Origin of the sequence: Pseudoalteromonas thalassia (genome assembly GCF_049257215.1) — a bacterium.
In the GTDB taxonomy this organism is placed as follows: domain Bacteria; phylum Pseudomonadota; class Gammaproteobacteria; order Enterobacterales; family Alteromonadaceae; genus Pseudoalteromonas; species Pseudoalteromonas lipolytica_C.
The window spans coordinates 246988-268975 of sequence record NZ_JBMMUE010000001.1; the positions used below are offsets into that span (position 1 = coordinate 246988).

Below are 21988 nucleotides of genomic sequence, written 5' to 3' on the forward strand. Positions count from 1 at the left end.
CTAGCTCTCCTGCTTAAATTGGCGGATAAAACTGACTAGCATTGCTAAGCTTATTAAGCCAAGCGCTATAAGCAGTGGAATATAAAACAAAGAAATTTGCGGGCGGAACGTTTGCTCATCGCTACTAATAGGCTCAAGTTTATCAAGCTCTTGATAAATTTGTTGTAAACCAGCCACATCTTTTGCTCTAAAGTATAAGCCGCCGGTTTGCTCTGCAATACGCTTTAATAAGCTTTCATCAAGGTTACCACCATTCATGCCACCCATATTAAATAGGCTAAAACCACGTGGGTTATCTGAGCCAACGCCAATGGTATATACTTTGATACCTTCTTCGCGGGCTAACAGTAGCGCATCTTCTGGATCAAGGTTACCAGCGGTGTTTTGTCCATCAGTTAATAGCACAACAATACGATTACTTTCATCTTTGTTGGCAAAGCGTTTTACCGATAAACCTAATGCATCACCGATGGCTGTTGCTCGGCCAACTAGGCCTATTTGTGCTTCGCTTAGCATTTGGCTCACAGTTTTAACATCACGTGTAAGTGGCGTTTGTAAAAATGCCGTATCGCCAAATAAAATAAGACCAAGGCGGTCACCCTGACGTTGCTCAATAAAGTCACTTAATACAGCTTTTACCATGGTTAGCCTATCGACATATTGATTCTGATAGGCCATATCTTGCTCGGTCATTGAGCCAGATAAATCCACTGCAAGCATAATGTCGCGGCCTTCATTAGGTAGTGTGATAGGCTCATCAAGCCAAGTTGGGTTTGCAATTGCAACAACCAGTGAACCCCATACTGCCCATTCGAGTAATGAAACTTTACGGCTATGTTGCTGCACTGTTTGATTATTCAAGCCAAGCTTAGCAAAGCCTGGGATACGTAAACGTAACTGCCCTTGCTGCTTTAGCGGCATAAAGCGGCTTAATAACCAAGGAAGTGGTAAAAGTACAAAACACCATGGCCAACTAAACTCAAACATTGATTGGCTCCTTGAGTTTAAAGTTGTGGATGGCGCTGCGTAATTTAGCCCCAAGCTCGGCATTATTCGTTTGCTGTTGATAAAGTGGCATTAGTTCATCGTAACTAAAGTTGTCGCCACTAAGCTTAGACAAGCTTTCTGACCACTTTGCTAAAGGCTGAGAGGCAAGCTGGTTGTTGTAATAATGACGAGTTAAACGTTTTAAAATAATGTGTAGCTGTTGTGCGTCATCATCAGCCACTGTTTTACTTAATTTAATGGCTTGTTTTTTGGCTTTTTTAAACTGCTGGTTTTTATATAAAAGCACTAAGCCGACAATTAATAACGAACCAACTAAGGCGATGATAAGCCACCAAATTGGAGCAAGTGGCCACCATGCAACCTCGGTTGGTGCAATGACATCATGTAAGCCATCTAGCGGATTTTTTTGCATTGTTACTTTCTCACTAATTGCAGCTCAAGTGGGGTGGCTGCACTGAATGAAATTAAACTAAGCCCAGATTTTTGTAAGCGTTTTAATCTATAAGAAAACGACTCTTCAGCAGACTTAGCAAAACGCTCGCGAAATTGCTTATCCATTAACGGTAAAGCCAGCTCTTGACCATTAGCCGACACGGTCACAGTTTGCTTAAAAGCCGGTAACTGATGCTCGAATGGGTCGCTAATATGGCAGCCAATTAACTCACAGTGTCTGCTTAGCATCTCAAGCTGTTTGAAGCTTGCTTCATCAAGGGCACTGAAATCAGAGACGATATAAACCAAGCTTCCTGGTTTTGCTAAATGATTAAGGCGTTTAAGGTTTTCGCTAAATAAGTTGGTGGTTGTTTGATCTATATTAGTCAGTGCTTGGCTGTGAATATCACATAAATTGTGACAAAGCTTTAGCACTGCTTTTTCGCGCGATGTAGGCTTTAATTCGTGATGGCTATGCTGATTAAACACCAGACCACCGATGCGATCACCGCGTTGACATGCTGACCATGCAACCAATGCACTAATGTGTGCTGCTTGCACTGACTTTAATAATAACTTTGAGCCGAACAGCATTGAGTTTGAAAAGTCAGTAAATACGAAAACAGGGCGTTCTTTTTCTTCTTGAAACAGCTTAGTGTGGGTTTCGCCAGTACGTGCGGTAACACGCCAGTCGATAGAGCGTATGTCATCACCGGCTTGGTAATGCCGTACCTCGGCAAACTCCATACCGCGGCCTTTATGAGGCGCAAGGTATTGCCCAGCTAAACTGTTTTTGATTTTTACTTTGGGCGCAAGTTCTAGCAAGCGAGCTTTGGCTTTGTAATACATCAACTCTTTGAGTGATAAATTTACGCCTTGACTATGGCTTGCCGCTAACCACGCCGCTGTATCAAATTGGCTCGACATAGCTTATGGTACTGCCACCAATTCTAAAATACGGCTGATCACATCGTCTTTACTAATGCCATCGGCCTGCGCTTCGTAGCTCAATATAATACGATGACGTAACACATTGTGAAGCACTGCTTGGATATCATCAGGGGCTACAAAATCACGACCTTCAAGCCAAGCATGAGCACGCGCACACTTATCAAGGGCAATCGTTGCACGTGGGCTTGCACCATATTCAATCCAGCGGCCAAGTTGCTCATCAAGTTCAGACGCTTCACGGGTGGCAACAATTAATTGTACTAGGTACTTCTCTAGTGGTTCAGCTAAGTACAAACCCAAAATGGCTTTACGGGCAGCAAAAAGCTCACTTTGACTAATTTGTTGCGTCGTTGCTTGCTTATCAGAGATAGCTTCACCTCGGGTTAGACGTAAAATGTCTAATTCGTGTTCAGCACCCGGGTAATCAATGCTTAAATGCAGTAAGAAGCGGTCAAGCTGGGCCTCTGGCAGTGGGTAAGTGCCTTCTTGCTCGAGCGGATTCTGCGTTGCCATAACCATAAATAGGTCAGACAGTGGATAGGTGTTTTTACCAACAGTTACTTGACGTTCAGCCATGGCTTCAAGAAGTGCTGATTGTACTTTAGCTGGAGCACGGTTAATTTCGTCAGCCAAAATTAGGTTATGAAATAACGGGCCTTTTTCAAATACGAACTCACTGGTTTGCTGACGATAAATATCGGTACCGGTGACATCCGCAGGTAGTAAGTCAGGGGTAAATTGAACTCGTTGGAAGCTGCCTTCAACGCCTTTTGCTAATGCATTTACAGCACGGGTTTTTGCAAGACCCGGAGGGCCCTCAACTAATAAGTGGCCATCAGCCAAAATTGCGATTAACAGTGCTTGAGTTAATTGGGGTTGGCCGATAATTTGCGTGTCTAAGTATGTTTTTAATTGTGAAAATGCGTTAACTGCCATAATAAAAAGACTGTCCTAAAAGCGTGAGTCAAAAATTGTTTTTATACCGCACAAACGTGAAACGTTCAGTGCTTATCAATTGTGTTTACGCTACCGTGAATGGGGCGCTATCAACAAGTTATAAGGATTCAAAAGTTATAACACAAGTGTTAGACAGAAAATCCTCAAATAGTTCGTTATTTTTTAAGGAATTTTATCCTAGCCTATAAAAATTTTAGCCTACCATATAAATACAGTGTTTTTTTGTAAATCGGTCGAAAAAAGCCTATGGTTGAAAACTTACTATTGGCATTCGTACACGGGTTGTTTTAGAATCAGGAAAAACAAACAGGTCAGACCTGTCAGCGGGAGAGCATAAATGTCTGAGCAAAATATACTTAAAACAGCAAAAGGCGATCGTATCGCAATCGTTAGCGGCCTACGAACGCCGTTTGCAAAGCAAGCCACAGCATTCCACCATGTACCAGCCCTTGATATGGGTAAGTTAGTTGTCAACGAAATGCTTGAGCGACTAAATTTCGATAAATCTGAAATCGACCAACTGGTATTTGGTCAAGTAGTACAAATGCCAGAAGCGCCAAATATTGCCCGTGAAATCGTATTAGGTACGGGTATGCCTGTATCTGTTGATGCTTATTCTGTATCGCGTGCGTGTGCGACAAGTTTCCAAGCCATTGCTAACGTGGCTGAGTCAATTATGGCAGGCTCAGTGCAAGTTGGTATCGCGGGCGGTGCTGACTCATCATCTGTATTACCTATTGGTGTTAGCAAAAAATTAGCGGGTAGCCTTGTTGATTTAAACAAAGCACGCACTCTTGGTCAGCGATTAAAGATTTTCTCAAAACTGCGTCTTAAAGACTTACTGCCTGTACCGCCAGCGGTCGCTGAGTACTCTACTGGCTTATCTATGGGTCAAACAGCTGAGCAAATGGCGAAAACGCATAACATTAGCCGCGAAGATCAAGATGCTTTAGCACACCGTTCTCACACTCTTGCAAGCCAAGCGTGGGCTGATGGTAAACTGAAAGACGAAGTGATGACTGCCCATGTTGCACCTTATAAGAGCTTTATTGAGCAAGACAATAACATCCGTCATAACTCAACAGTTGAAGGCTACGCCAAATTAAAACCAGTATTTGACCGTCAACACGGCTCAGTTACCGCAGCTAACGCTACACCATTAACAGATGGTGCAGCAGCGGTATTAATGATGAGTGAGAGCAAAGCAAAAGCATTGGGTTACAACATTTTAGGTTATGTACGCAGTTTTGCTTTCTCTGCAATTGGTGTACATGAAGACATGCTAATGGGTCCGGCGCACTCAACGCCAATTGCCTTAGATAGAGCTGGTATCACATTAGCTGATTTAGATTTAATCGAAATGCACGAAGCATTTGCAGCGCAAACACTTGCCAACATGAAGATGTTTGCGTCAGATAAATTTGCACAAGAAAAGCTAGGTCGTAGTAAAGCGATCGGCGAAATTAACATGGACAAGTTCAATGTATTAGGTGGCTCTCTTGCATACGGCCACCCATTTGCGGCAACAGGCGCGCGCCTGATCACGCAAAGCTTACATGAACTTAATCGTCGCGGTGGCGGCTTAGCGCTTACGACTGCGTGTGCAGCGGGTGGCTTAGGCGCAGCCTTTGTATTGGAGAGTGCGTAATGACAGATTCAGTATTTAGTTTATCAGTGGCTGATGACGGCGTAGCCGTTGTAACTATTGATGTGCCGGGTGAAAAAATGAACACCCTGCGTAGTAGTTTTGCAGAAGATTTAAAAACCTTACTTAAAGACGCACAAGAAAAAGCGGTAAAAGGCATGGTATTTATCAGTGGTAAAAGCGATAACTTTATCGCTGGTGCTGATATTAAAATGCTTGATAGCGCCAATAGCCGTGAAGATGCATTAGCGTTAAGCGAAATGTGCCAGCAAGCATTTTTCGATATGAAAAAGCTGCCTTTCCCAACGGTTAGTGCCATACACGGTGCAGCATTAGGTGGTGGTTTAGAGTTTGCTTTAGCTTGTGATTATCGCGTGTGTTCAGACAGCGATATCACTAAGCTTGGTTTACCTGAAGTACAGTTAGGCTTATTACCAGGGGGTGGTGGTACACAACGTTTACCTAAATTAGTTGGTTTGCAAAAAGCACTTGAGTGGATGCTTACAGGTAAACAAGTGCGTGCAAAGCAAGCGAAGAAAACAGGCTTAGTAAATGATTGTGTCCCGCACAGTGTATTACTAGATGTTGCTAAAGAGTTTGCACTCAAAGGGAAGGCTAAGGTTACTAAACCTAAGCTAGACCGATTAAGCCAATTACTTGAGTCAAACCCATTTGGTCGTAATATTATTTTCAAAAAAGCACAAGAAAATGTGCTGAAGAAAACAGGCGGTCACTACCCAGCTCCTTTAGCGATTATTAAAGCGGTTCGTGCAAGTGTTGAGCTTGATCAGTTAAAAGCATACAAAACTGAAGCTGAAGGTTTTGCCACGCTAGTTATGAGCGATGAGTCAAAAGCATTGCGCGGTATTTTCTTTGCAACCACAGAAATGAAAAAAGAGTGGCGCAATGATGACGCACCAGCAATCGCTAAAGCAGCAGTATTAGGCGGCGGCCTAATGGGCGCGGGTATTGCTCATGTTAGTGCCGTAAAAGCCGGTGTTCCAGTGCGCATTAAAGATGTGGCTGAAAAGGGCATTAGCAATGCAATGAACTACAGCTATAAAATTTTAGATAAAAAGCAAAAGCGTCGTATTTTATCTAAAGCAGAACTACAACAAACCATGAACCGTATCACCGGTACCACCGATTACAGTGGCTTTAAGCACATCGATATCGTTATCGAAGCGGTGTTTGAAGATCTTGCTTTAAAGCAAGGTATGGTGGCTGATGTAGAACGTGAGTGCCAAGACAATACGATTTTTGCAAGTAATACCTCATCATTACCTATTGCGCAAATCGCTGCTGATGCAGCACGTCCAGAAAATGTAATTGGTCTGCATTACTTCTCACCTGTTGAGAAAATGCCACTTGTTGAGATTATTCCACACGCTGGTACATCTGAAGAAACTATCGCACGCGTGGTTAACTTTGCCCGTAAGCAAGGTAAAACTCCAATTGTGGTTAAAGACATGGCTGGTTTCTATGTAAACCGTATCTTAGCGCCTTATGTCAATGAAGCGGCTAATTTACTGCTTGCAGGTGAGCCAATTGAAAAGATTGACCAAGCACTTGTTGAGTTTGGTTTCCCGGTAGGGCCTTTAGCGTTACTTGATGAAGTAGGGATTGATATCGGTTCTAAAATTGCGCCAATCCTTGAAAAAGAATTGGGCGAGCGCTTTAAAGCCCCGGATGCCTTTAATCGCTTAATTGACTCTAAGCGCTTAGGTCGTAAGACTGGCCGTGGTTTTTATCTTTACGACAAGAAAGATAAAAAAGTGGATGAGTCAGTTTACGAGCTACTGGGTGTTACGCCATCACCTCGTTTAAACAAGAGCGAAATTGCTAAACGTTGTGTTGCGCAAATGCTGAACGAAGCGGTGCGCTGTTTAGATGATGGCATTATTGCAAGCCCGCGTGACGGTGATATTGGTGCTATTTTTGGTATCGGTTTCCCACCATTCTTAGGCGGTCCATTTAGCTATATGGATAAACTTGGTGCCGCACAAGTGAGCTCAGAAATGGCGACTTTTGCTAACTACAACCCAATTTTCACACCTTGTGATACGTTAAAAGCAATGGCTGAAAAGGGTGGTCGTTTTTACCAAGCAGAAAGCGAAGAGCCGGCAGTTGAAGAAGCTGCGCCTGTCGATCCGGTTGAAGTAACCAAAGAAGTGGTCGAAGACGAGCAAGCCTCAGAAGAAGCTGATACCGAAACAACTAAAAGCTAGTATTTTAATTAATTAGCTAATTTAAAAGCCCTGCTCACATTGAGCGGGGCTTTTTGCTTCGATATTGGCCATAAGTGGTATTTAACTCGCCATGTCGGTTTGTTATAACTAGGTTTATTTACTAATTGATTAATCACCATGACTCTCACCACTGAGCGATTAACATTACGGCTGTTAAATGCCGATGACTGGCCATTGTTTTATACTTTGCATAATGATGCCCAAGTAATAGCGAAATGCTTTGATAAGCCGTCAGAAGCGCAGCTACGCGCTAAGTTTAATGAACGTTTAAAGCCTTGGCAGCCAAATTCGAATACACCACTGTGTTTAGTGATTGTTGAAACCAGCACAGGAAAAGAAGTTGGCGTGACTGGGTTTACCTCATCAACTGTCCCTGAGATACAAGAAGTTGGTTATTTGCTGTTGCCTAACTTTCATGGTCGAGGCTATGCCACTGAGTCTTTGCAAGCGGTGCTCGATTATGCCGCATCAGAACATGCTGTACGTGAATTTAAAGCGGTTGTTACCGAAGGTAATATCGGTTCAGAAAAAGTACTTGAGAAGTGTGGCTTTCAGCTGATTGAAAAGCAACCTGATTCCTATGCAATTGGTGGTATTTTGTATGCCGATCATCATTATCATTTAAGCTGCACTGATCACAGAGTGTGATCAGTGCAAAACTTTTACAGATGAAGCTCAATCGCTTTTCTGTCTTTTTCTGGCATATTCGCAACCACTAAATTAAACGAATTATCGATCATTCGTTCAATTTCTCCTTGTGGTACGGTGCCATCTAAAATAACCGTATTCCATAAACGTTTGTTCATATGATAACCCGGGATCACAGACGGGAAAATATCACGTAATGCTTGAGCCTCATCAGGGTCGCACTTTAGATTAAGCCACCATACAAGGTTGCCTTCATCATCTGTTTGACCTTCTTTGCCCTCTGCGAGGGTGGCAAACATTTTATGATTAACTTTATAAACATCGACATCTTGGCCAAATGGTTGTGTGATCATCACCAATGGCTTGTTCATTAAATATTCGTGTACTGCGTGTTGATTCATGATCCAATCCTTGAAGTCATTTTTCGTAGTTATAAACATAGCAGCTTTTTCGTAGTTTGGAGACAACTATTGCCATAATTTGCTGAAAAATAGGATAAATCACAGATGTGATTTAAAACTATAAATTTTTATTGAACAAACGCTATTACGTGGTAAATTCCTGTCATCAAAAAACGATAGGAATACACCCATGCCTAAGGCAAGTGAAGTTAAAAAAGGCGCCGCTATTGAGCATAACGGCCGTGTTTTAGTAGTTAAAGATATTCAACGTTCTGTACCGCAAGGTCGTGCAGGTGGTAGCTTATACCGCATGCGTTTATACGATGTAGTAACAGGCGGTAAAGTGGATGAAACATTCAAAGACAGCGACATGTTAAAGCTAGCTGACTTAACTCGCCGTGAAGCAATGTTCTCTTACATTGACGGTGAAGAGTATGTTTTCATGGATAATGAAGATTACACGCCATATAACTTAAACAAAGAAGCGATTAGCGAAGAAATTTTATTCGTTAATGAAGAAACTCAGGGTCTTCACGTAATTGTAATTGATGGTGCTCCGGTTGGCCTAGACTTACCATCAAGCGTTGAACTTGTTGTTGAAGAAACAGACCCTTCAATTAAAGGTGCTTCTGCTAGTGCACGTTCAAAGCCTGCACGTTTAACAACGGGTTTAACGATTCAAGTTCCTGAGCATATTTCTACAGGCGACCGAATTCGTATCAACACGGTTGAACATAAATTTATGGGCCGTGCTGAGAAATAATAGCACTCACTGATAGAAACCGGCTATTTGCCGGTTTTTTTGTGTCAAAAAATAGTATTTCAGTGTTTTATTAAGCGACAGAATAAAAGTTTGCTCCTACAAAGGCATTGAAAAAGGGACAGAAAAGCCGCATCATTAAGGGCTTACGAAAACAATAATTATGCTAGTTGTCGATTAATGTTAAACCACGGATTGGAAAACAGAGAATATATAAAACTTCCCGAAGGCGTTGATATCGCCATAACTCCTGCTGGCGTTGTTGCCCGAAGCTACGCTTACCTTATTGATTTTATTATCCTAGGCCTTGTTTTAATTGCTGTGAGCAGCGTTTTGGCATTTTTAGGTGATGCAGGGCAAGGGCTTATTTTAATTGCTTACTTTGTAATTTCTTGGGGGTACAACATTCTTTATGAAATGGAGAATGGCCAAACACCCGGTAAAAAAAGACTTAAAATTCGTGTTGTGCAAGATAATGGCTTACCCGCGAGCTTTTCGCAAATAGTGGTGCGCAACTTATTACGCCCCGCAGATATGTTACCGATAGGCTATTTCTTGGGTCTTGTGGTTATGTTGTTTAACAACCGTTTCAAGCGAATTGGTGATTGGGCTGCTGGTACTATGGTTATTTATGAAGACGAGTTAGAAGCGCGACCAGAGCTGTCGAAAGGCCAAGTGCATGTACCTACAGTAAGTTTAACTACCGAAGAGCAACTTGCAGTGCTGGCTTTTGCTGAGCGTCATGACGAGTTATCTGATGCTAGGCGCCACGAACTAGCGCGTATTCTCGCAGAGTCATTTGCGACAGATGAAAACAATATTGAGTGGCAATTGCTCAGTTATGCGCGCCATTATGCTGGACAAGTCAATGATAATACAGGTTACCCACCGCAAGAGGGTAAACCATGAAACAAACTCAATTTGTAAAGTCGAATAGTGAACGCTGGGATGAATTTAAGACTTTGTGTGAACAAAAAAGTACAGAGACTTTACCTATTCACTTTCCTAATATGTATCGAAAAGTGTGTAATGACTTAGCCATTGCGCAAAGTCGTCAATACAGCCCCGTGTTGATTGAGCAAATCAATAGACTCGTGCAGTTAGGGCAAAAGCGACTTTATTTATCGCGTAGTAATCAATTTTCTGAATTATGGCACGTAGCACGCACAGCATTTCCTCGCGCCCTATATGAAAACCGTTTAATGCTTGGCATTAACTTATTGGCATTTTGGGGATTGGCTCTTATTGCTTTTATTTGGGTGACACTTGACCCTGATGCCGTCTATACATTTTTAGGGCAAGGCACCGTCCTTAATATCGAACAAATGTATAACCCCAGTGGTAGTGTACAATCGGCTGAGCGAGGCGCATCACAAGATCTCATGATGTTCGGGGTCTACATTTACAATAATATTGGTATTGCATTTCAGATGTTTGCAGGCGGTGTGTTGTTCTGTGTAGGCGCTGCCTTTTTCTTATTATTCAATAGCTTTTATTTTGGGGCTATTGCCGCTCATATTGTTAATGTTGGTTTTGAAGGGCCGTTTTTCTCATTTGTTATCACCCATGGCTCGTTTGAGTTAACCGCTATCATCATTGCCTCAGCGGCAGGCTGTCAGATTGGTTACGGGCTTTTAAATCCCGGCCAGTTTACCCGTGCATATGCGATGAAACAGGCTGCTCAAAAAGCACTCCCACTGATTGTTGGGGCATTTTTAATGTTGGTGATAGCCGCTTTTATTGAAGCATTTTGGTCACCTCGTGATATTGCCAATGAAATTAAGTATGTTGTTGGCGCAGGCTGTTGGGCTTATGTGATTTTTCGCTTATATAAGGGCATGCGTTATGGAGCTTAATCACCTAAGCTTTAACCCTCGTAAGCGCAGCGCCTATGAAACCTTTGATTTAACGGTATTACTGGTTAAGCAGCACTTTGTAGCATTGGTAGCTATGTATTTAATAATGGCAGTCCCGGTATTTTTAATGATTGGCCTGTTGTTTAATTGGGGAATAAGTGCTTTTGTTATCTGGTGGCTCAAGCCTCTATTTGAGCGGCCATTACTCGATTACATGTCAAAAGCGGTGTTTAATCAGCCGCTAAGTATTAGTCGTAGTTTAAGGTCAGTGAAACAGTTAAAAATGACCGACATGGTCGCTCATTTAACGATATATAGGCTTAGCCCAAATCGTGCATTTTTAGCGCCAGTTGAGCAACTAGAACGACTTTCAGATGAGCGAAAAACCAAGCGTAAGCAAGTATTGTTTGCCTCAACGAAGCCTAAGCAAACACTATGGATGCTGTTTTGTGTGCATTTTGAATACATTTTGTTGATGGGGATATCGGCACTGACTATCGCATTAATCCCCCAATCGTTTTCTGCCGAAGAGGCTATGTACCAAATTTTTGAATCTCCAGAGTGGCTAGAGATAGCTTTTAACCTTATCTACATAATTAGTATTTCGTTGGTTGCACCTTTATTTGTTAGTGGTGGATTTCTTGCTTATTTACACCGCCGTGTAGAGCTTGAAGGTTGGGACATTGAGCTGGCATTTAAAAACATTCGTACCCGCCTCGTAGGCTTACTCAGTACTGTAGGGCTATTTATGCTAACAATGTTTACCCTGCAACCATCAACTAGTTATGCTGAGCAAATCGATAAGCAAGCGATAAAAGAGCAAGTCACCGCACTCTATAATGAGCCTAATGTCATCGAAACAGAAACCACTTGGGTGCCAAATTTAGAGCCTACAGAGAGTTCATCACACAGTGATTGGTCATGGCTTATCGATCTGTTTACAGCGATAGGCAATGGGTTTGGTGTATTAGTTTGGCTGTTAGTTGGATTATTACTGGTTTGGCTCATTTATTACTTGATTAAAAAACGAGGTTTTTTTGCCAACTTAAGCTTACCTGAGCGCACAAAAGTAACTGAAGAGTCAGTGATCCCAGCCTTATTTGCAGAGATTAAAAGTAAAGATTTACCAGCAGATTTAATAGCTGCTGCACAGCAATGCTTTGAGCAAGGTGAGCATCGCTTAGCGTTAGCGTATTTGCTTCATCATACCCTGAGTTGGGCTCAGCAGCATCACCAAGTGCGCCTGCACCGCTCGATGACTGAACGCGAATGTAAACGTGCAATTGATGCAAAGGTGCCAAATCAAGGGCAAGCGATATTTGCCCGCTTATTTTCTGCATGGGTCGCGGTTGCTTGGGGTCATAAAACCCCTGATATCAATTTTGTAGAGTTAACTGCACAAATTACAGCAATGACAGCAAATACTCAGGAGCAAGCCCATGAAGCTTAAGGTTGTGCTAATTGCTCTATTAGTCTTGTTTACCGTGTTTATTGTTGTCTCACTGGCCTCATTAGATTGGGAAAAAAGAGAAGTTGAAATAGGGTTTCATTCAGATGTTGCCAAAGATAACTTCACCATGGCCCAACGTCTTTTAAAGGCCAATGGAATAAGTTGGATCAAAGATAAACACTTGGCTGAACAAGCACAAAGTGAAGAGCTTGCGATAGATCCAAAAAGCATTTTAATTTTAGATGAAGCCGTACTTGCTGACTCTTATCTGCTTGATACTCAGCTTGCTGACTGGGTCGCTGATGGCGGGCGTTTAATTTATGTATTAAATAGGCAGCGCGAAGAGCTAGCAATCGATAATTCAGTGTTCTTTGGGCAGCTTGGCATCAATGTGCTAAGTCAAGAAGATGTCTTTGAGTATGATTTTGCGATGCGCAAAGAGGGAGATAAAAACAGTGTGTTGTCTATTGATGAAAATACTGAGCTCGAACTCGAATTAAGCCGTGCCTTTTACATCGAAAACTGCCCTGGTGTAAGTACAAATACTTCTGAGGGCAAAACCGTAATGTGTGATTTTGCCTTTGGTCAAGGCAGAGTAGTTGTGATGCCATCGTTATTACCTTTTACTAACTATCGTTTGCGCCACCTCGACCATGGCAGTCTATTACTTTGGTTAAGTAAAGGCGCTAAGAGTATTAGCTATGTTCCATACCTGACTTACCCTAATTGGCTTGCAAAGCTTTGGCACTGGAGCTGGCAATTTGTAGTGACTCTAGTGTTATTAATTGTGCTTGCAGTGTGGCATATTACGAGCCGTATTGGCCGAGCATACGCCCCTGATTTTGAAGCTAAAACCAGTTTTAATCAGCATATTCGTGCACTCGCAAATTTTTACTCTGAGCACGGCCATGAAGCCGTATTATTTGCCGCACTCAAGAAAGACTTTTACAGCAAGGTAGAAGCGCGTGTACCAAACTTTAAAATGCTAAGCGCAGAAAAACAGGCGCAGAGTATTGCTAATTTAACCCATTTTGAAAAACAACAGGTAGCGCAGCTATTGGCTAGCAAGTTACCTGACTCAAAAACACAAAGAACAAATTATATAAAACGATTTAAACAGTTAAGGAATGCCTTATGAGCACGGAATTAGACACTAATCGCATGAGCTTAGTTGAGGCAGCTGATGCAGTAAAACAAGTAAAGCATAACATTTCGCGTGTGTTAGTCGGTCAAGATGCCATTGTAGAAGATGTGCTTACCGTTCTTTTTGCTGGTGGCCATGTGCTGCTTGAAGGGGTTCCGGGACTTGGTAAAACATTACTTGTTAGAGCTTTAGCTAAAAGCTTAAGTGTAAATTTCTCACGTGTACAATTTACCCCAGACTTAATGCCTTCGGATGTAGTAGGGCATAGCTTATATGATATGAAGTCAGGTGAGTTTAATATCAAAAAAGGCCCTGCCTTTACTAATATCTTACTTGCTGATGAAATTAATCGTGCGCCAGCAAAAACGCAATCAGCCTTACTTGAAGTGATGCAAGAACAACAAATCACTATTGATGGTGAATCGTTATTAATAAACTCCCCGTTTATGGTATTAGCCACTCAAAACCCACTAGATCAAGAAGGGACTTACCCATTACCAGAGGCCGAATTAGACCGCTTTATGATGAAAGTAGAGCTTGGTTTTCCTTCTCATGAATCGGAAGTTGAGCTTTTAAAACTGAATACACAAATAGTTTCTAATGAAAGCAAAGTGGAGCAGCTTCCAGCGGTATTAGATGCCAAGCGTATTGCTGAAATTAAACAGCTTTGTGCGGATATTTTAGTAGACGAGCAAATTCTTAATTATGCCGTTGATATAGTTCGTAGCTCACGAACTTGGCAAGGCGTGCTTCATGGTGCAGGGTTACGTGCCTCAATTAATATCATTAAAGCTGCAAAAGTAATGGCATTGATGAATGGCCGTGATTTTGTTACCCCAGATGATGTGAAGCTAGTCTCGCCAAATATTTTAAGGCACCGTTTAATTTTATCTGCGGACTTAGAACTGGAAGGTGTTTCGTTTGACGAAGTGATCAGTGCTATTTTAGCAAGTGTTGAAGCGCCACGCTCATGAACCGTATCAAGCTTAGGCCAGCAAAACGTTTAGTTGTGTTAACAGCATTCATTCTGTTGCTTATGCTTGTGTGTGCTATTGCTCAGGTAAATGGCATGCTTTTAACCGCCTTGTTATTGGTGCCAGCTTTAGTTGCAATTGTTGATTGCTTGGCAGCTAAGTCATCGCCTTTACTCGAAGTAAGCGCAGAAACTAACCTAAATATGGCGTTATACAGACGCCAAGATTTAAACGTGTTGATTAAAAATAATGCCAAACATGCTAAGCAATTAGATGTGAGTGTGCATTTAAGCAACGCTATTGAATTGTTAAAGCCAATGCAAACCCTATTCATTGACGCTACGCAACAGGCAAAGCTGGTCTTTATGATACGCGCCCATAAGCGGGGGGATGCACAAATTAGTGCGATTGAGCTGAGGGTAGGGTCGCCACTAGGCCTTTGGCAAGCAAATTGGTTGGCAACTCAAGCTACTCAGTTAAAGGTTTACCCAGACTTTAGCCGTGTTACCTCGAAACAGCATTTAAGCGGGGTCGTGAATAAGCCTATTTCGGGGTTAAAACTTACCAAAAAGCGCGGTGATGGTATTGAATTCCAGCAATTACGCGAATATCGCCAAGGTGACAGCGTCAGACAGATAGATTGGCAGGCAACAAGTAAACGCCGAAAATTAATTTCGCGAGAGTATCAAGAAGAGCAAAACCAGCATGTAATAGTTATGCTTGATGCCTCAAAAAAAATGGCCATAGAAGCCAATGAAGGCAGCCACTTTGATCATGCTTTAAATGCATTATTGCTACTTTCTCACACGGTTTTAAAGCAAGGTGATTGGTTTAGTATGCAGAGCTTTAACCAAAACCTACGCTGGTTACCCGATGTTAAAGGCGCGCAGAATGTATCTCGGGTGATGAATCATTTTTATGATTTATACCCAGATAATAGCAGCAGTGACTATTTGGTAGCTGTAAACCAGTTAATTGCTAAGCGCAGTAAACGCTCTTTAGTGTTATTAGTCACCACCCTAGATGAGCAAAGTATTGACGAGTTAATGCCTGCAATAAAGCTATTGCAAAAACATCACTTAGTGGCACTTATCAATATTAACAATCGTGCCGTGAGTGAAGTGCTCGAAGAGCCTATAGAAAAGTATGAAGATGCAACCAGTTACTGTGCAGCATTAGCACTACTAAATTCACATAAAGCCAATATGGCTAAGCTGAAAAAGCAAGGGGTGATAGCCATAGACTGTAACCCTGAGCAGCTGTTACCGCATGTGCTTAATACCTATTTGAATGTGAAGCACTCAGGGGCGTTGTAATACCCGAATACCAAGCTTTAATAAAAAAGGCATTGAATTCAATGCCTTTTTTATTAATTAACGAAACCTGTGAAACGATTACTTTTGATTATCAATGGCCTCATTAATTTTGTATTGGAAATAAATCGCATAAAAGAAAAACGTGAGTATGCCACTTAAATGTACCGGCTCATTGCTGCCTTCATTAATTAACTCTTTTAGTGAAGTACGTAGCGAGAAAATGAATACCAGACCAACAATTAAAGAAATAATAGAAGCAATAGCAGACAAGACTTCAGAAATATCGGTGAATGCCAAAACAAAGTTGATTACGTAAATAGCAACATAGCCATAAATTAAGTTTTGATTTACCTGATGTTTAGCAAGTGCGTTTGCTTTGTTTGCGCGGCTTACTAGCCAGTATAAGGCGTAGATACCTAATGTGATAAGACTCAAAAAGAATACGCCCCAAGCGGAGAAGCGCTCAAAGTTTAAAATAGGTTTATTGCCACTTGTATTTGCTTGAGTTAGCTCTGCTTCAGGTGCTTCATATACATTTGTTGATTCTTCAGACACAACGGATCCTCATTTTTTGTTAGTTCCTTGATTACACCAATCCGCAATAATACTTAATCATTTTGAGGGATTAAACCTGTCGCTATCTGCGTTAAAAATTTCTGATTTAGAACAACTAAATAACGAAATTTTTGCCTTGCTATCAACGAGGTTTTATTGCCTCAAAATAGACCACTTAATTAAGCGAACTGGTATTAGTTTGTTCCTATATTAGTAAATTGTAATTATTTAGTACACATTAATTGTTGCTTTACCTAGTAAAAATAATAAAAAGTTCGTTGTATAAACACGCGTTATGCAGACTATATAAAGTGTGAAGTTCCAAAAGCTGTGTGAATTATGTACACTGCCGCTGATTTTTAATGAGGTGTTGTGTGCTATTTGTTATTTTAAGCTGTATGTTTGTTTTAGTGATGTATTTAGAGTCGTTGTCTAAAGGGATGCCAGTAAAGCGTTGGATGCTTCTCGGTGGAATGCTTGGCCCAATTGCGTGGTGTTTGTTTAACGTACATTATCGACGTGCCTTTATTCGTCATATCGGCCGCCAATCATGTGGCTGGCGACCTTAGGCTTCTACGCTTCTTAATAAACTTGGCGCAGACTTATCGAGCTGGCTTTTTAAAAATTCTGTAAATTCGGGCTGTGATAACGGTTTAGAATAGAAATAACCTTGTATTGTTTGGCACTTTAATTGTTCTAACATTGTCACTTGGTCAGCTTGTTCAACCCCTTCAGCAACTACATGTAAATCAAGGTTATGGGCAATGGTCACAATCGAGTCGACCATGTTGCGACCACGCTCTGATTGCATATCATCAATAAAGGCTTTATCAACTTTTAAGGTGTTAAGCGGAAATTGCTTTAAATAGGCCAATGATGAGTAACCCGTACCAAAGTCATCCATTGCTAGGTGAATACCACGAGCGCTTAGTGAGCGCATAATTGTTATCGCTTCTTTAGGGTCATCCATTACCGTACCTTCGGTAATTTCAAGTTCTAAGAAATAAGATGGCAGCTCATTTTTTTGTAAAATTACATCAATGCGAGTGGTCAAATCAGGCAAACTGAATTGTTTCGCTGATAAGTTAACAGCAACTCGGCCGTTAAATAAGCCTTGATCAATCCAGTTTTTTACATCACGACATGCTTTGTTTAAGACCACTTCACCGATTTCGATGATTTGCCCGGTTTCTTCTGCAATAGGGATAAATACGCCCGGGCTTATAATGCCTTTTTTCGGAGTAATAAAACGAACCAGTGCTTCCATACCATCTAGTTTGCCAGTGCGAATATTCATTTTCGGCTGATAATAGACTTCAAAATGATCTTCTTTTAAGCCGTAGCGCATCAAGTTTTCGATTTGTAGCCTTTTGACGGCTTGGCGGTTCATCGTGTCGTTGAAAAATAGGTAACTATTCCCTTTTTTCTTGGCATGATACATGGCTGTATCGGCATTCTTAAGCAATAACTCTGGGGTATTACCATCTTCAGGAAATAACACAATACCGACGCTCGATGTGATCACCAGCTCATGGCCTGCCATGTTGAATGGTGTAGCTATCGCCGCTAAAAATAGCTTAGCCATACGAGTAATGGTGTGTATGTCGTTGGTACCCGACATGACCAGTGCAAACTCATCTCCACCTAGGCGATAAAATACGTCTTTTTCGCGGGTAAGTTTATTCAAACGCATCGCAAGCTTAGACAGCAAGCTATCGCCAAGTTGATGACCAAGTGAGTCGTTGATCTTTTTAAAGTTATCTAAATCGAAAACTAACAGGGCATGATGGTTATCTTGCTTAGCGAGCTTCTTTAAATTCGTGAAGAACAGATTTCGATTAGGTAAGCCTGTTGTGCGGTCACGGTTTGATAAATTATGAAGTTGCGATTCGGCTTTTTTTCGTTCAGTTTGATCAGAGAATACAACCACATAATTACAAATTTGATTGTGCTCATTTTTGATTTCATCAATTGAAATTTCAATGGGCAGTAGCTGTCGCTTGGCGTTTCTCAGTTTGACTTCTTGTTGCCAATGTTCAGTGGCTTTAACAGTCGCTTTAACTTCATCTACATAACTTTGGTCATAACCATTAAGCATGAAGTCTTTTTTTAGGTATTGCTCGCGGCTGCCACCAAACAAGGTTAAAAAGCTTGGGTTTAAATCGACTAATTTGAAGTTTTTATCGTAAATAGCAATCGCGTCAGTTAATGACTCAACACATTTAGCAAATAAGTTTAAGCGTGCCTCAGTGGACTTTAATTGCGAAATATCCCGCACGGTGCCAGTCATGCGTAATGGCTGTAAGTTTGCGTCTTTTTCTATAATTTTTCCGCGGTCTAATACCCAGTGCCAACGGTCAAAATTATCTTTAATACGGTAACTTGCTTCGAAAAAAGCAGTGTGTTCTGCAAAATGTTTTTTTAGTGCTTTTTCTACTTGGTGGACATCATGGGGATGGATAAGGTCACGATTAGGAGGGAAGGCGCTGGTATTATTAGTATTCGCGGTGTATTTGTCGTTAATACGTAGCACTTCGCCTGTTTTTATATTCCAATCCCACAATGTATCTCCGCTTCCCTCTACAGTACTTTTTAGTCGATGTTCTGAGATACGGAGTTGATGGCGAGAGCGTTTGAGCTTGAAAATTATAAATAATAGGTACGGCAGTAATAACAACATCACCCCACTTGGTATTAACAGCAAAGTTGTTTGCTCAAGTTCTATGGGGCTTGCAGCGGCGCTAAAAACGCTCGCTATACTTATTGTTAGAAAAGCAGAAATCATTGTTATTATTTTTGTCATTAATGCATTACCCTAATTCGCACCAGTTAATTTAATCCAAGCTGACGAATGAGTCAAAGAGAATGCGAATAAAGGGTGGTTTTTGCTGTCTTTTTAGTCTTAGGTTCGCTTAAAAGTTCTATTCTTGGGCGTTCATCGCTGAATATCTCGCACACATATTGCTGCATATCGCTCAGACTTAATGCTTCTAGGGCAGTTAAAAGTTGCTGCTGCATGTTAAAATCACTGTCGCGATTACCTATGGCTAGCCATAAACGCTGTGAGCGAAGACGCAAATTTTTGTCTTTTTCTGCGATATGAGTCACTAAGCCTGCTTTTGTATCAAGCCATTGTTGCTCACTGATTTGTGAGATCTGTGTTACATAATTTTCAATAAACTGCTTATGACGTTTTAAAATTTCATCAGCGCTATGTTTAGGGGATTGCACATAAAAAGCGATACCAGCGCGGGTATTGAAAGGTGCGTAACCTGCGCCTACCAAATAACCTAGCTGTTGCTTGGTTCTTAATTCGTTGAAGTAATCTTGATTGATGAGGTGGTTCAACAACATCATTTTTACTTTTTCTTCAGTCGCATCGGTTTGAGCTTGGTAATAAAGAACCATCGCATGGTCATTACAATTTAAACAAAAGCGCTGCTGCGACACATCCGTAATAGTAGATAGAGGTCTGGTTAAATCAATTATGGTATTGCTGCCAGCGAGGTGCTCAGCGATTTGTTTTTGGAATTTCAATGCATCGCTACGCTGCCAATTACCATGCAAAAAAGACTCTACATGCAATGCTTTGAAAAACTCTTCTCTAAAGCAATTAAATTGATGAAAACTCGTATCTTTTAAAGCTTGTGCAAGCGCATTTGGTTCTGGGTTCCAAGGCATTATCTGTGCACCAAGAATACTAAATAATTCACCTACAGGTTTGTTTTGATTGCTGTTTCGCCAATGCCTAACTAGTTGCTTTTTATATTCTGCAAAGCGTTTTGCGCAGATCTCAACATTAAAGAGTGCTTCAAGTAACTCATTAACCAGCTCTAACTGACTCGATGAAAGGCCTGCAGTATGTAAGGTCAAACCGCCTTGGTGAGAGGTTAAATGATAACTAAGGCCTGCCAGTTCTGCTGGATAAAATTGTTCAGCGACACTGTCCATAAATAGGTCGGCAAACAAACGTGTGAGTGCCATATGCTTAACATCTTTTATCGCAAAGGAAGAGTCCATTGCTAAATAAAAATGCCCCTTTGCAACACGAAAGGTTGCATCTTGCTTAAACCAAAAATCAAAACCTTCTTGTTTTACAAGTAATTCTGGTGTTTTTGTTGGCGCGTCTAAGGGGAGTAACTCAACCTCTTTATTAAGGTAAGGATTGGCGCTTGGCAAGCACATTTTAGGCAGGGGGGTGTTTATTTCGCCGAGTGCTTCTAACCAGCAAGGAGAAATATCCTCAATTTTATAAGGCGTATTGTACCATGCTGTCGTATGCTCAGGTTCGACACCTGGGTGAATTAACACTAAGCGCATATTGTCTGGCGTAAGCCATTGCATAGCAATTTCATGGGCACACTGATTAAAGCCTTCCATAAGGTAGTCACCCTGAACATAGTTAGCTTCATCATAATGCTGCATGTTAATGCTTAAATTACTTACCCAATCAATTAAGCGTGCTTTTTCTTGATTATCAAAGGCGATTTGCAAAAGGTTCTTTTTATCTTGATAAAGACGCGGCAACTTATCGCAGTTTTGGTTAATTAAGCAGATATATTCAAACACCATTTCGACGATATCTTCATAGTATTCAATACCTTCATCTGTCAACGCCATGCTGATGTTAAAGTCTTTGAAATTACTGCCATTGATACCACCACCTGCAGAAAGCGCGTTGATCCAACCTTGCTCTTTCAAAATTGAATACAGCGACCCTTTGCCTTCATAGCCGAGTAAATGAGCAATAAAGCTCACCGTTTTGTGACGATAAAAGTCATCAATGTTCGGCATTGCAAAACTTATAATTAGCTTTTGCATATGCTTGTGTGGCTCAATATGCAGCACTTTACCTAAGTCTTGTTTGCGATAAAGAGGCTGCTCAATGATCGCCTTACTTTTTTGCTGCCCTTTAATGGCGCTGAAATATTGGCTTACCCAGTCGCTCATCGTGGCAATATCTTCGTTACTGCAAATGACTAAAGTCATCCATTGTGCTTGGTAGTGGCGGTCAAAAAAGGCACGTAATTCATCGCTAATACAACCTTCACGATCTGCAAGTGTTTGTTGGTTACCAACCGAGAACTTAGCAAAAGGGTGAGCAGGATTAACGGTTTCTTTATGGGCTTGGTAAATACGACGGCCATCGTCTTTTATTTTTAATTTAAACTCAGCATCGATCGCATTTCGTTCTTTAGCAGTTTCGTTAGGGCTTAATAGTGGCGCAATAAAAAAGCGACTAAATTGAGCCAGAGCTTCTGAAAATTGTTGGTTATTGATATCAAAGAAAAAGCAAGAATGCTCAGTGCCTGTCCATGCGTTGGTACTGCCACCTGATTGTGAAACAAAATTAGAAAACCCGCCTGACTCTGGGTACAGATCAGTACCTAAAAAAAGCATATGTTCTAAAAAGTGAGCGAGCCCTTGTCTATCAAGAGGATCGTCAAAGTGACCAGCGTTTATCGCCATAGAAGCCGCGGATTTTGTTGACTCAAGGTCTTGCACCAAGAGCACTTTTAGACCATTGTCCAGTGTTAGGGGCTGATATGTTCTGTTATCATTGCGGCTGATATTCAAAAGATGCTCCTGAAAGAATGCGTTAACTCGCTAACAACAGATGATAACTTCAGGAAGGCTAAAAA

Annotated in this window: 19 protein-coding genes; 11 read left to right on the top strand and 8 right to left on the bottom strand. The window is 41.3% G+C overall.

The annotated features are described in order from the left end of the window. Genes AAEU31_RS01215 through AAEU31_RS01230 form a run of 4 tightly spaced genes read right to left on the bottom strand, consistent with a single transcriptional unit; the run spans position 1 to position 3327 of the window. Entirely contained in the window at positions 1-987 is a 987-nt protein-coding gene (locus AAEU31_RS01215; protein ID WP_135923911.1) for a vWA domain-containing protein, read from the bottom strand. Further along, positions 980-1420 carry a DUF4381 domain-containing protein gene (locus AAEU31_RS01220; protein ID WP_138557445.1) on the bottom strand — a complete coding sequence of 147 codons (441 nt, stop codon included), beginning with the start codon at positions 1418-1420 and terminating at the stop codon, positions 980-982. Before AAEU31_RS01220 ends, AAEU31_RS01215 begins: the two co-directional genes overlap by 8 nt. A gap of 2 nt (positions 1421-1422) precedes the next feature. Next, positions 1423-2367, bottom strand: a complete 945-nt coding sequence (locus tag AAEU31_RS01225; RefSeq protein ID WP_421966192.1) for a DUF58 domain-containing protein — start codon at positions 2365-2367, stop codon at positions 1423-1425. 3 nt (positions 2368-2370) lie between these two features. Continuing rightward, on the bottom strand, positions 2371-3327 hold the full coding sequence (locus AAEU31_RS01230; RefSeq protein WP_135923914.1) for an AAA family ATPase: 957 nt from the start codon (positions 3325-3327) through the stop codon (positions 2371-2373). A 358-nt stretch (positions 3328-3685) separates the two neighbouring features. Between AAEU31_RS01230 and fadI the strand changes: the two genes are divergently transcribed. The 3 genes from fadI to AAEU31_RS01245 all read left to right on the top strand — a co-directional run bounded on the left by fadI (position 3686) and on the right by AAEU31_RS01245 (position 7890). Continuing rightward, positions 3686-4996 (top strand): acetyl-CoA C-acyltransferase FadI, encoded by a 1311-nt coding sequence (gene fadI, locus AAEU31_RS01235; RefSeq protein WP_063529462.1) that lies wholly within the window; start codon positions 3686-3688, stop codon positions 4994-4996. Then, entirely contained in the window at positions 4996-7221 is a 2226-nt protein-coding gene (gene fadJ / locus AAEU31_RS01240; RefSeq protein WP_138557448.1) for a fatty acid oxidation complex subunit alpha FadJ, read from the top strand. The genes fadI and fadJ overlap by 1 nt, the downstream gene beginning before the upstream one ends. A gap of 138 nt (positions 7222-7359) precedes the next feature. Continuing rightward, positions 7360-7890, top strand: coding sequence for a GNAT family N-acetyltransferase (locus tag AAEU31_RS01245; protein ID WP_421966193.1), 531 nt, complete (start codon positions 7360-7362; stop codon positions 7888-7890). 14 nt (positions 7891-7904) lie between these two features. Here AAEU31_RS01245 and AAEU31_RS01250 read toward each other — a convergent pair whose 3' ends face one another. Continuing rightward, on the bottom strand, positions 7905-8291 hold the full coding sequence (locus tag AAEU31_RS01250) for an MmcQ/YjbR family DNA-binding protein (RefSeq protein ID WP_135923918.1): 387 nt from the start codon (positions 8289-8291) through the stop codon (positions 7905-7907). A 190-nt stretch (positions 8292-8481) separates the two neighbouring features. On the opposite strand from AAEU31_RS01250, the gene efpL reads away from it, so the two are divergent. The 7 genes from efpL to AAEU31_RS01285 all read left to right on the top strand — a co-directional run bounded on the left by efpL (position 8482) and on the right by AAEU31_RS01285 (position 15791). Beyond that, positions 8482-9054: an elongation factor P-like protein EfpL gene (gene efpL, locus AAEU31_RS01255; RefSeq protein ID WP_135923919.1), complete on the top strand. Its 573-nt coding sequence runs from the start codon at positions 8482-8484 to the stop codon at positions 9052-9054. 177 nt (positions 9055-9231) lie between these two features. Continuing rightward, positions 9232-9960, top strand: coding sequence for an RDD family protein (locus AAEU31_RS01260; protein WP_421966194.1), 729 nt, complete (start codon positions 9232-9234; stop codon positions 9958-9960). Beyond that, entirely contained in the window at positions 9957-10907 is a 951-nt protein-coding gene (locus AAEU31_RS01265) for a stage II sporulation protein M (RefSeq protein WP_421966195.1), read from the top strand. Before AAEU31_RS01260 ends, AAEU31_RS01265 begins: the two co-directional genes overlap by 4 nt. Further along, positions 10897-12357 (top strand): hypothetical protein, encoded by a 1461-nt coding sequence (locus AAEU31_RS01270; protein ID WP_421966196.1) that lies wholly within the window; start codon positions 10897-10899, stop codon positions 12355-12357. Before AAEU31_RS01265 ends, AAEU31_RS01270 begins: the two co-directional genes overlap by 11 nt. After that, the gene (locus AAEU31_RS01275; protein ID WP_421966197.1) at positions 12347-13495 is read left to right on the top strand and encodes a hypothetical protein; all 1149 of its coding nucleotides are present in this window, start codon (positions 12347-12349) and stop codon (positions 13493-13495) included. Before AAEU31_RS01270 ends, AAEU31_RS01275 begins: the two co-directional genes overlap by 11 nt. Further along, positions 13492-14475, top strand: a complete 984-nt coding sequence (locus AAEU31_RS01280) for an AAA family ATPase (RefSeq protein WP_138557453.1) — start codon at positions 13492-13494, stop codon at positions 14473-14475. The genes AAEU31_RS01275 and AAEU31_RS01280 overlap by 4 nt, the downstream gene beginning before the upstream one ends. Then, positions 14472-15791 carry a DUF58 domain-containing protein gene (locus tag AAEU31_RS01285; protein ID WP_421966198.1) on the top strand — a complete coding sequence of 440 codons (1320 nt, stop codon included), beginning with the start codon at positions 14472-14474 and terminating at the stop codon, positions 15789-15791. Before AAEU31_RS01280 ends, AAEU31_RS01285 begins: the two co-directional genes overlap by 4 nt. A gap of 78 nt (positions 15792-15869) precedes the next feature. On the opposite strand, the gene AAEU31_RS01290 is transcribed toward AAEU31_RS01285, so the two are convergent. Continuing rightward, positions 15870-16346 (bottom strand): DUF4234 domain-containing protein, encoded by a 477-nt coding sequence (locus AAEU31_RS01290; protein ID WP_135923926.1) that lies wholly within the window; start codon positions 16344-16346, stop codon positions 15870-15872. A 374-nt stretch (positions 16347-16720) separates the two neighbouring features. Here AAEU31_RS01290 and AAEU31_RS01295 point away from each other — a divergent pair, with 374 nt between their 5' ends. Continuing rightward, positions 16721-16915, top strand: coding sequence for a hypothetical protein (locus AAEU31_RS01295; protein WP_135923927.1), 195 nt, complete (start codon positions 16721-16723; stop codon positions 16913-16915). Here the strand turns inward: AAEU31_RS01295 and AAEU31_RS01300 are convergent. Both AAEU31_RS01300 and AAEU31_RS01305 read right to left on the bottom strand, forming a co-directional pair. Beyond that, a complete protein-coding gene (locus AAEU31_RS01300) occupies positions 16912-19026 on the bottom strand; it encodes a sensor domain-containing protein (RefSeq protein ID WP_421966305.1) in 2115 nt (704 codons plus the stop codon). The two genes, AAEU31_RS01295 and AAEU31_RS01300, sit on opposite strands and share 4 nt — an antisense overlap. Positions 19027-19202: 176 nt before the next feature. Then, a complete protein-coding gene (locus tag AAEU31_RS01305; protein WP_199527867.1) occupies positions 19203-21923 on the bottom strand; it encodes an insulinase family protein in 2721 nt (906 codons plus the stop codon). Positions 21924-21988: the final 65 nt, after the last annotated feature.

What these genes read in the sequence shown, in the direction of transcription:
- AAEU31_RS01215 (WP_135923911.1), bottom strand. Translation starts at nt 987, where the DNA reads ATGTTTGAGTTTAGTTGGCCATGGTGTTTTGTACTTTTACCACTTCCT.
- AAEU31_RS01220 (WP_138557445.1), bottom strand. Translation starts at nt 1,420, where the DNA reads ATGCAAAAAAATCCGCTAGATGGCTTACATGATGTCATTGCACCAACC.
- AAEU31_RS01225 (WP_421966192.1), bottom strand. Translation starts at nt 2,367, where the DNA reads ATGTCGAGCCAATTTGATACAGCGGCGTGGTTAGCGGCAAGCCATAGT.
- AAEU31_RS01230 (WP_135923914.1), bottom strand. Translation starts at nt 3,327, where the DNA reads ATGGCAGTTAACGCATTTTCACAATTAAAAACATACTTAGACACGCAA.
- fadI (WP_063529462.1), top strand. Translation starts at nt 3,686, where the DNA reads ATGTCTGAGCAAAATATACTTAAAACAGCAAAAGGCGATCGTATCGCA.
- fadJ (WP_138557448.1), top strand. Translation starts at nt 4,996, where the DNA reads ATGACAGATTCAGTATTTAGTTTATCAGTGGCTGATGACGGCGTAGCC.
- AAEU31_RS01245 (WP_421966193.1), top strand. Translation starts at nt 7,360, where the DNA reads ATGACTCTCACCACTGAGCGATTAACATTACGGCTGTTAAATGCCGAT.
- AAEU31_RS01250 (WP_135923918.1), bottom strand. Translation starts at nt 8,291, where the DNA reads ATGAATCAACACGCAGTACACGAATATTTAATGAACAAGCCATTGGTG.
- efpL (WP_135923919.1), top strand. Translation starts at nt 8,482, where the DNA reads ATGCCTAAGGCAAGTGAAGTTAAAAAAGGCGCCGCTATTGAGCATAAC.
- AAEU31_RS01260 (WP_421966194.1), top strand. Translation starts at nt 9,232, where the DNA reads ATGTTAAACCACGGATTGGAAAACAGAGAATATATAAAACTTCCCGAA.
- AAEU31_RS01265 (WP_421966195.1), top strand. Translation starts at nt 9,957, where the DNA reads ATGAAACAAACTCAATTTGTAAAGTCGAATAGTGAACGCTGGGATGAA.
- AAEU31_RS01270 (WP_421966196.1), top strand. Translation starts at nt 10,897, where the DNA reads ATGGAGCTTAATCACCTAAGCTTTAACCCTCGTAAGCGCAGCGCCTAT.
- AAEU31_RS01275 (WP_421966197.1), top strand. Translation starts at nt 12,347, where the DNA reads ATGAAGCTTAAGGTTGTGCTAATTGCTCTATTAGTCTTGTTTACCGTG.
- AAEU31_RS01280 (WP_138557453.1), top strand. Translation starts at nt 13,492, where the DNA reads ATGAGCACGGAATTAGACACTAATCGCATGAGCTTAGTTGAGGCAGCT.
- AAEU31_RS01285 (WP_421966198.1), top strand. Translation starts at nt 14,472, where the DNA reads ATGAACCGTATCAAGCTTAGGCCAGCAAAACGTTTAGTTGTGTTAACA.
- AAEU31_RS01300 (WP_421966305.1), bottom strand. Translation starts at nt 19,026, where the DNA reads ATGTTGTTATTACTGCCGTACCTATTATTTATAATTTTCAAGCTCAAA.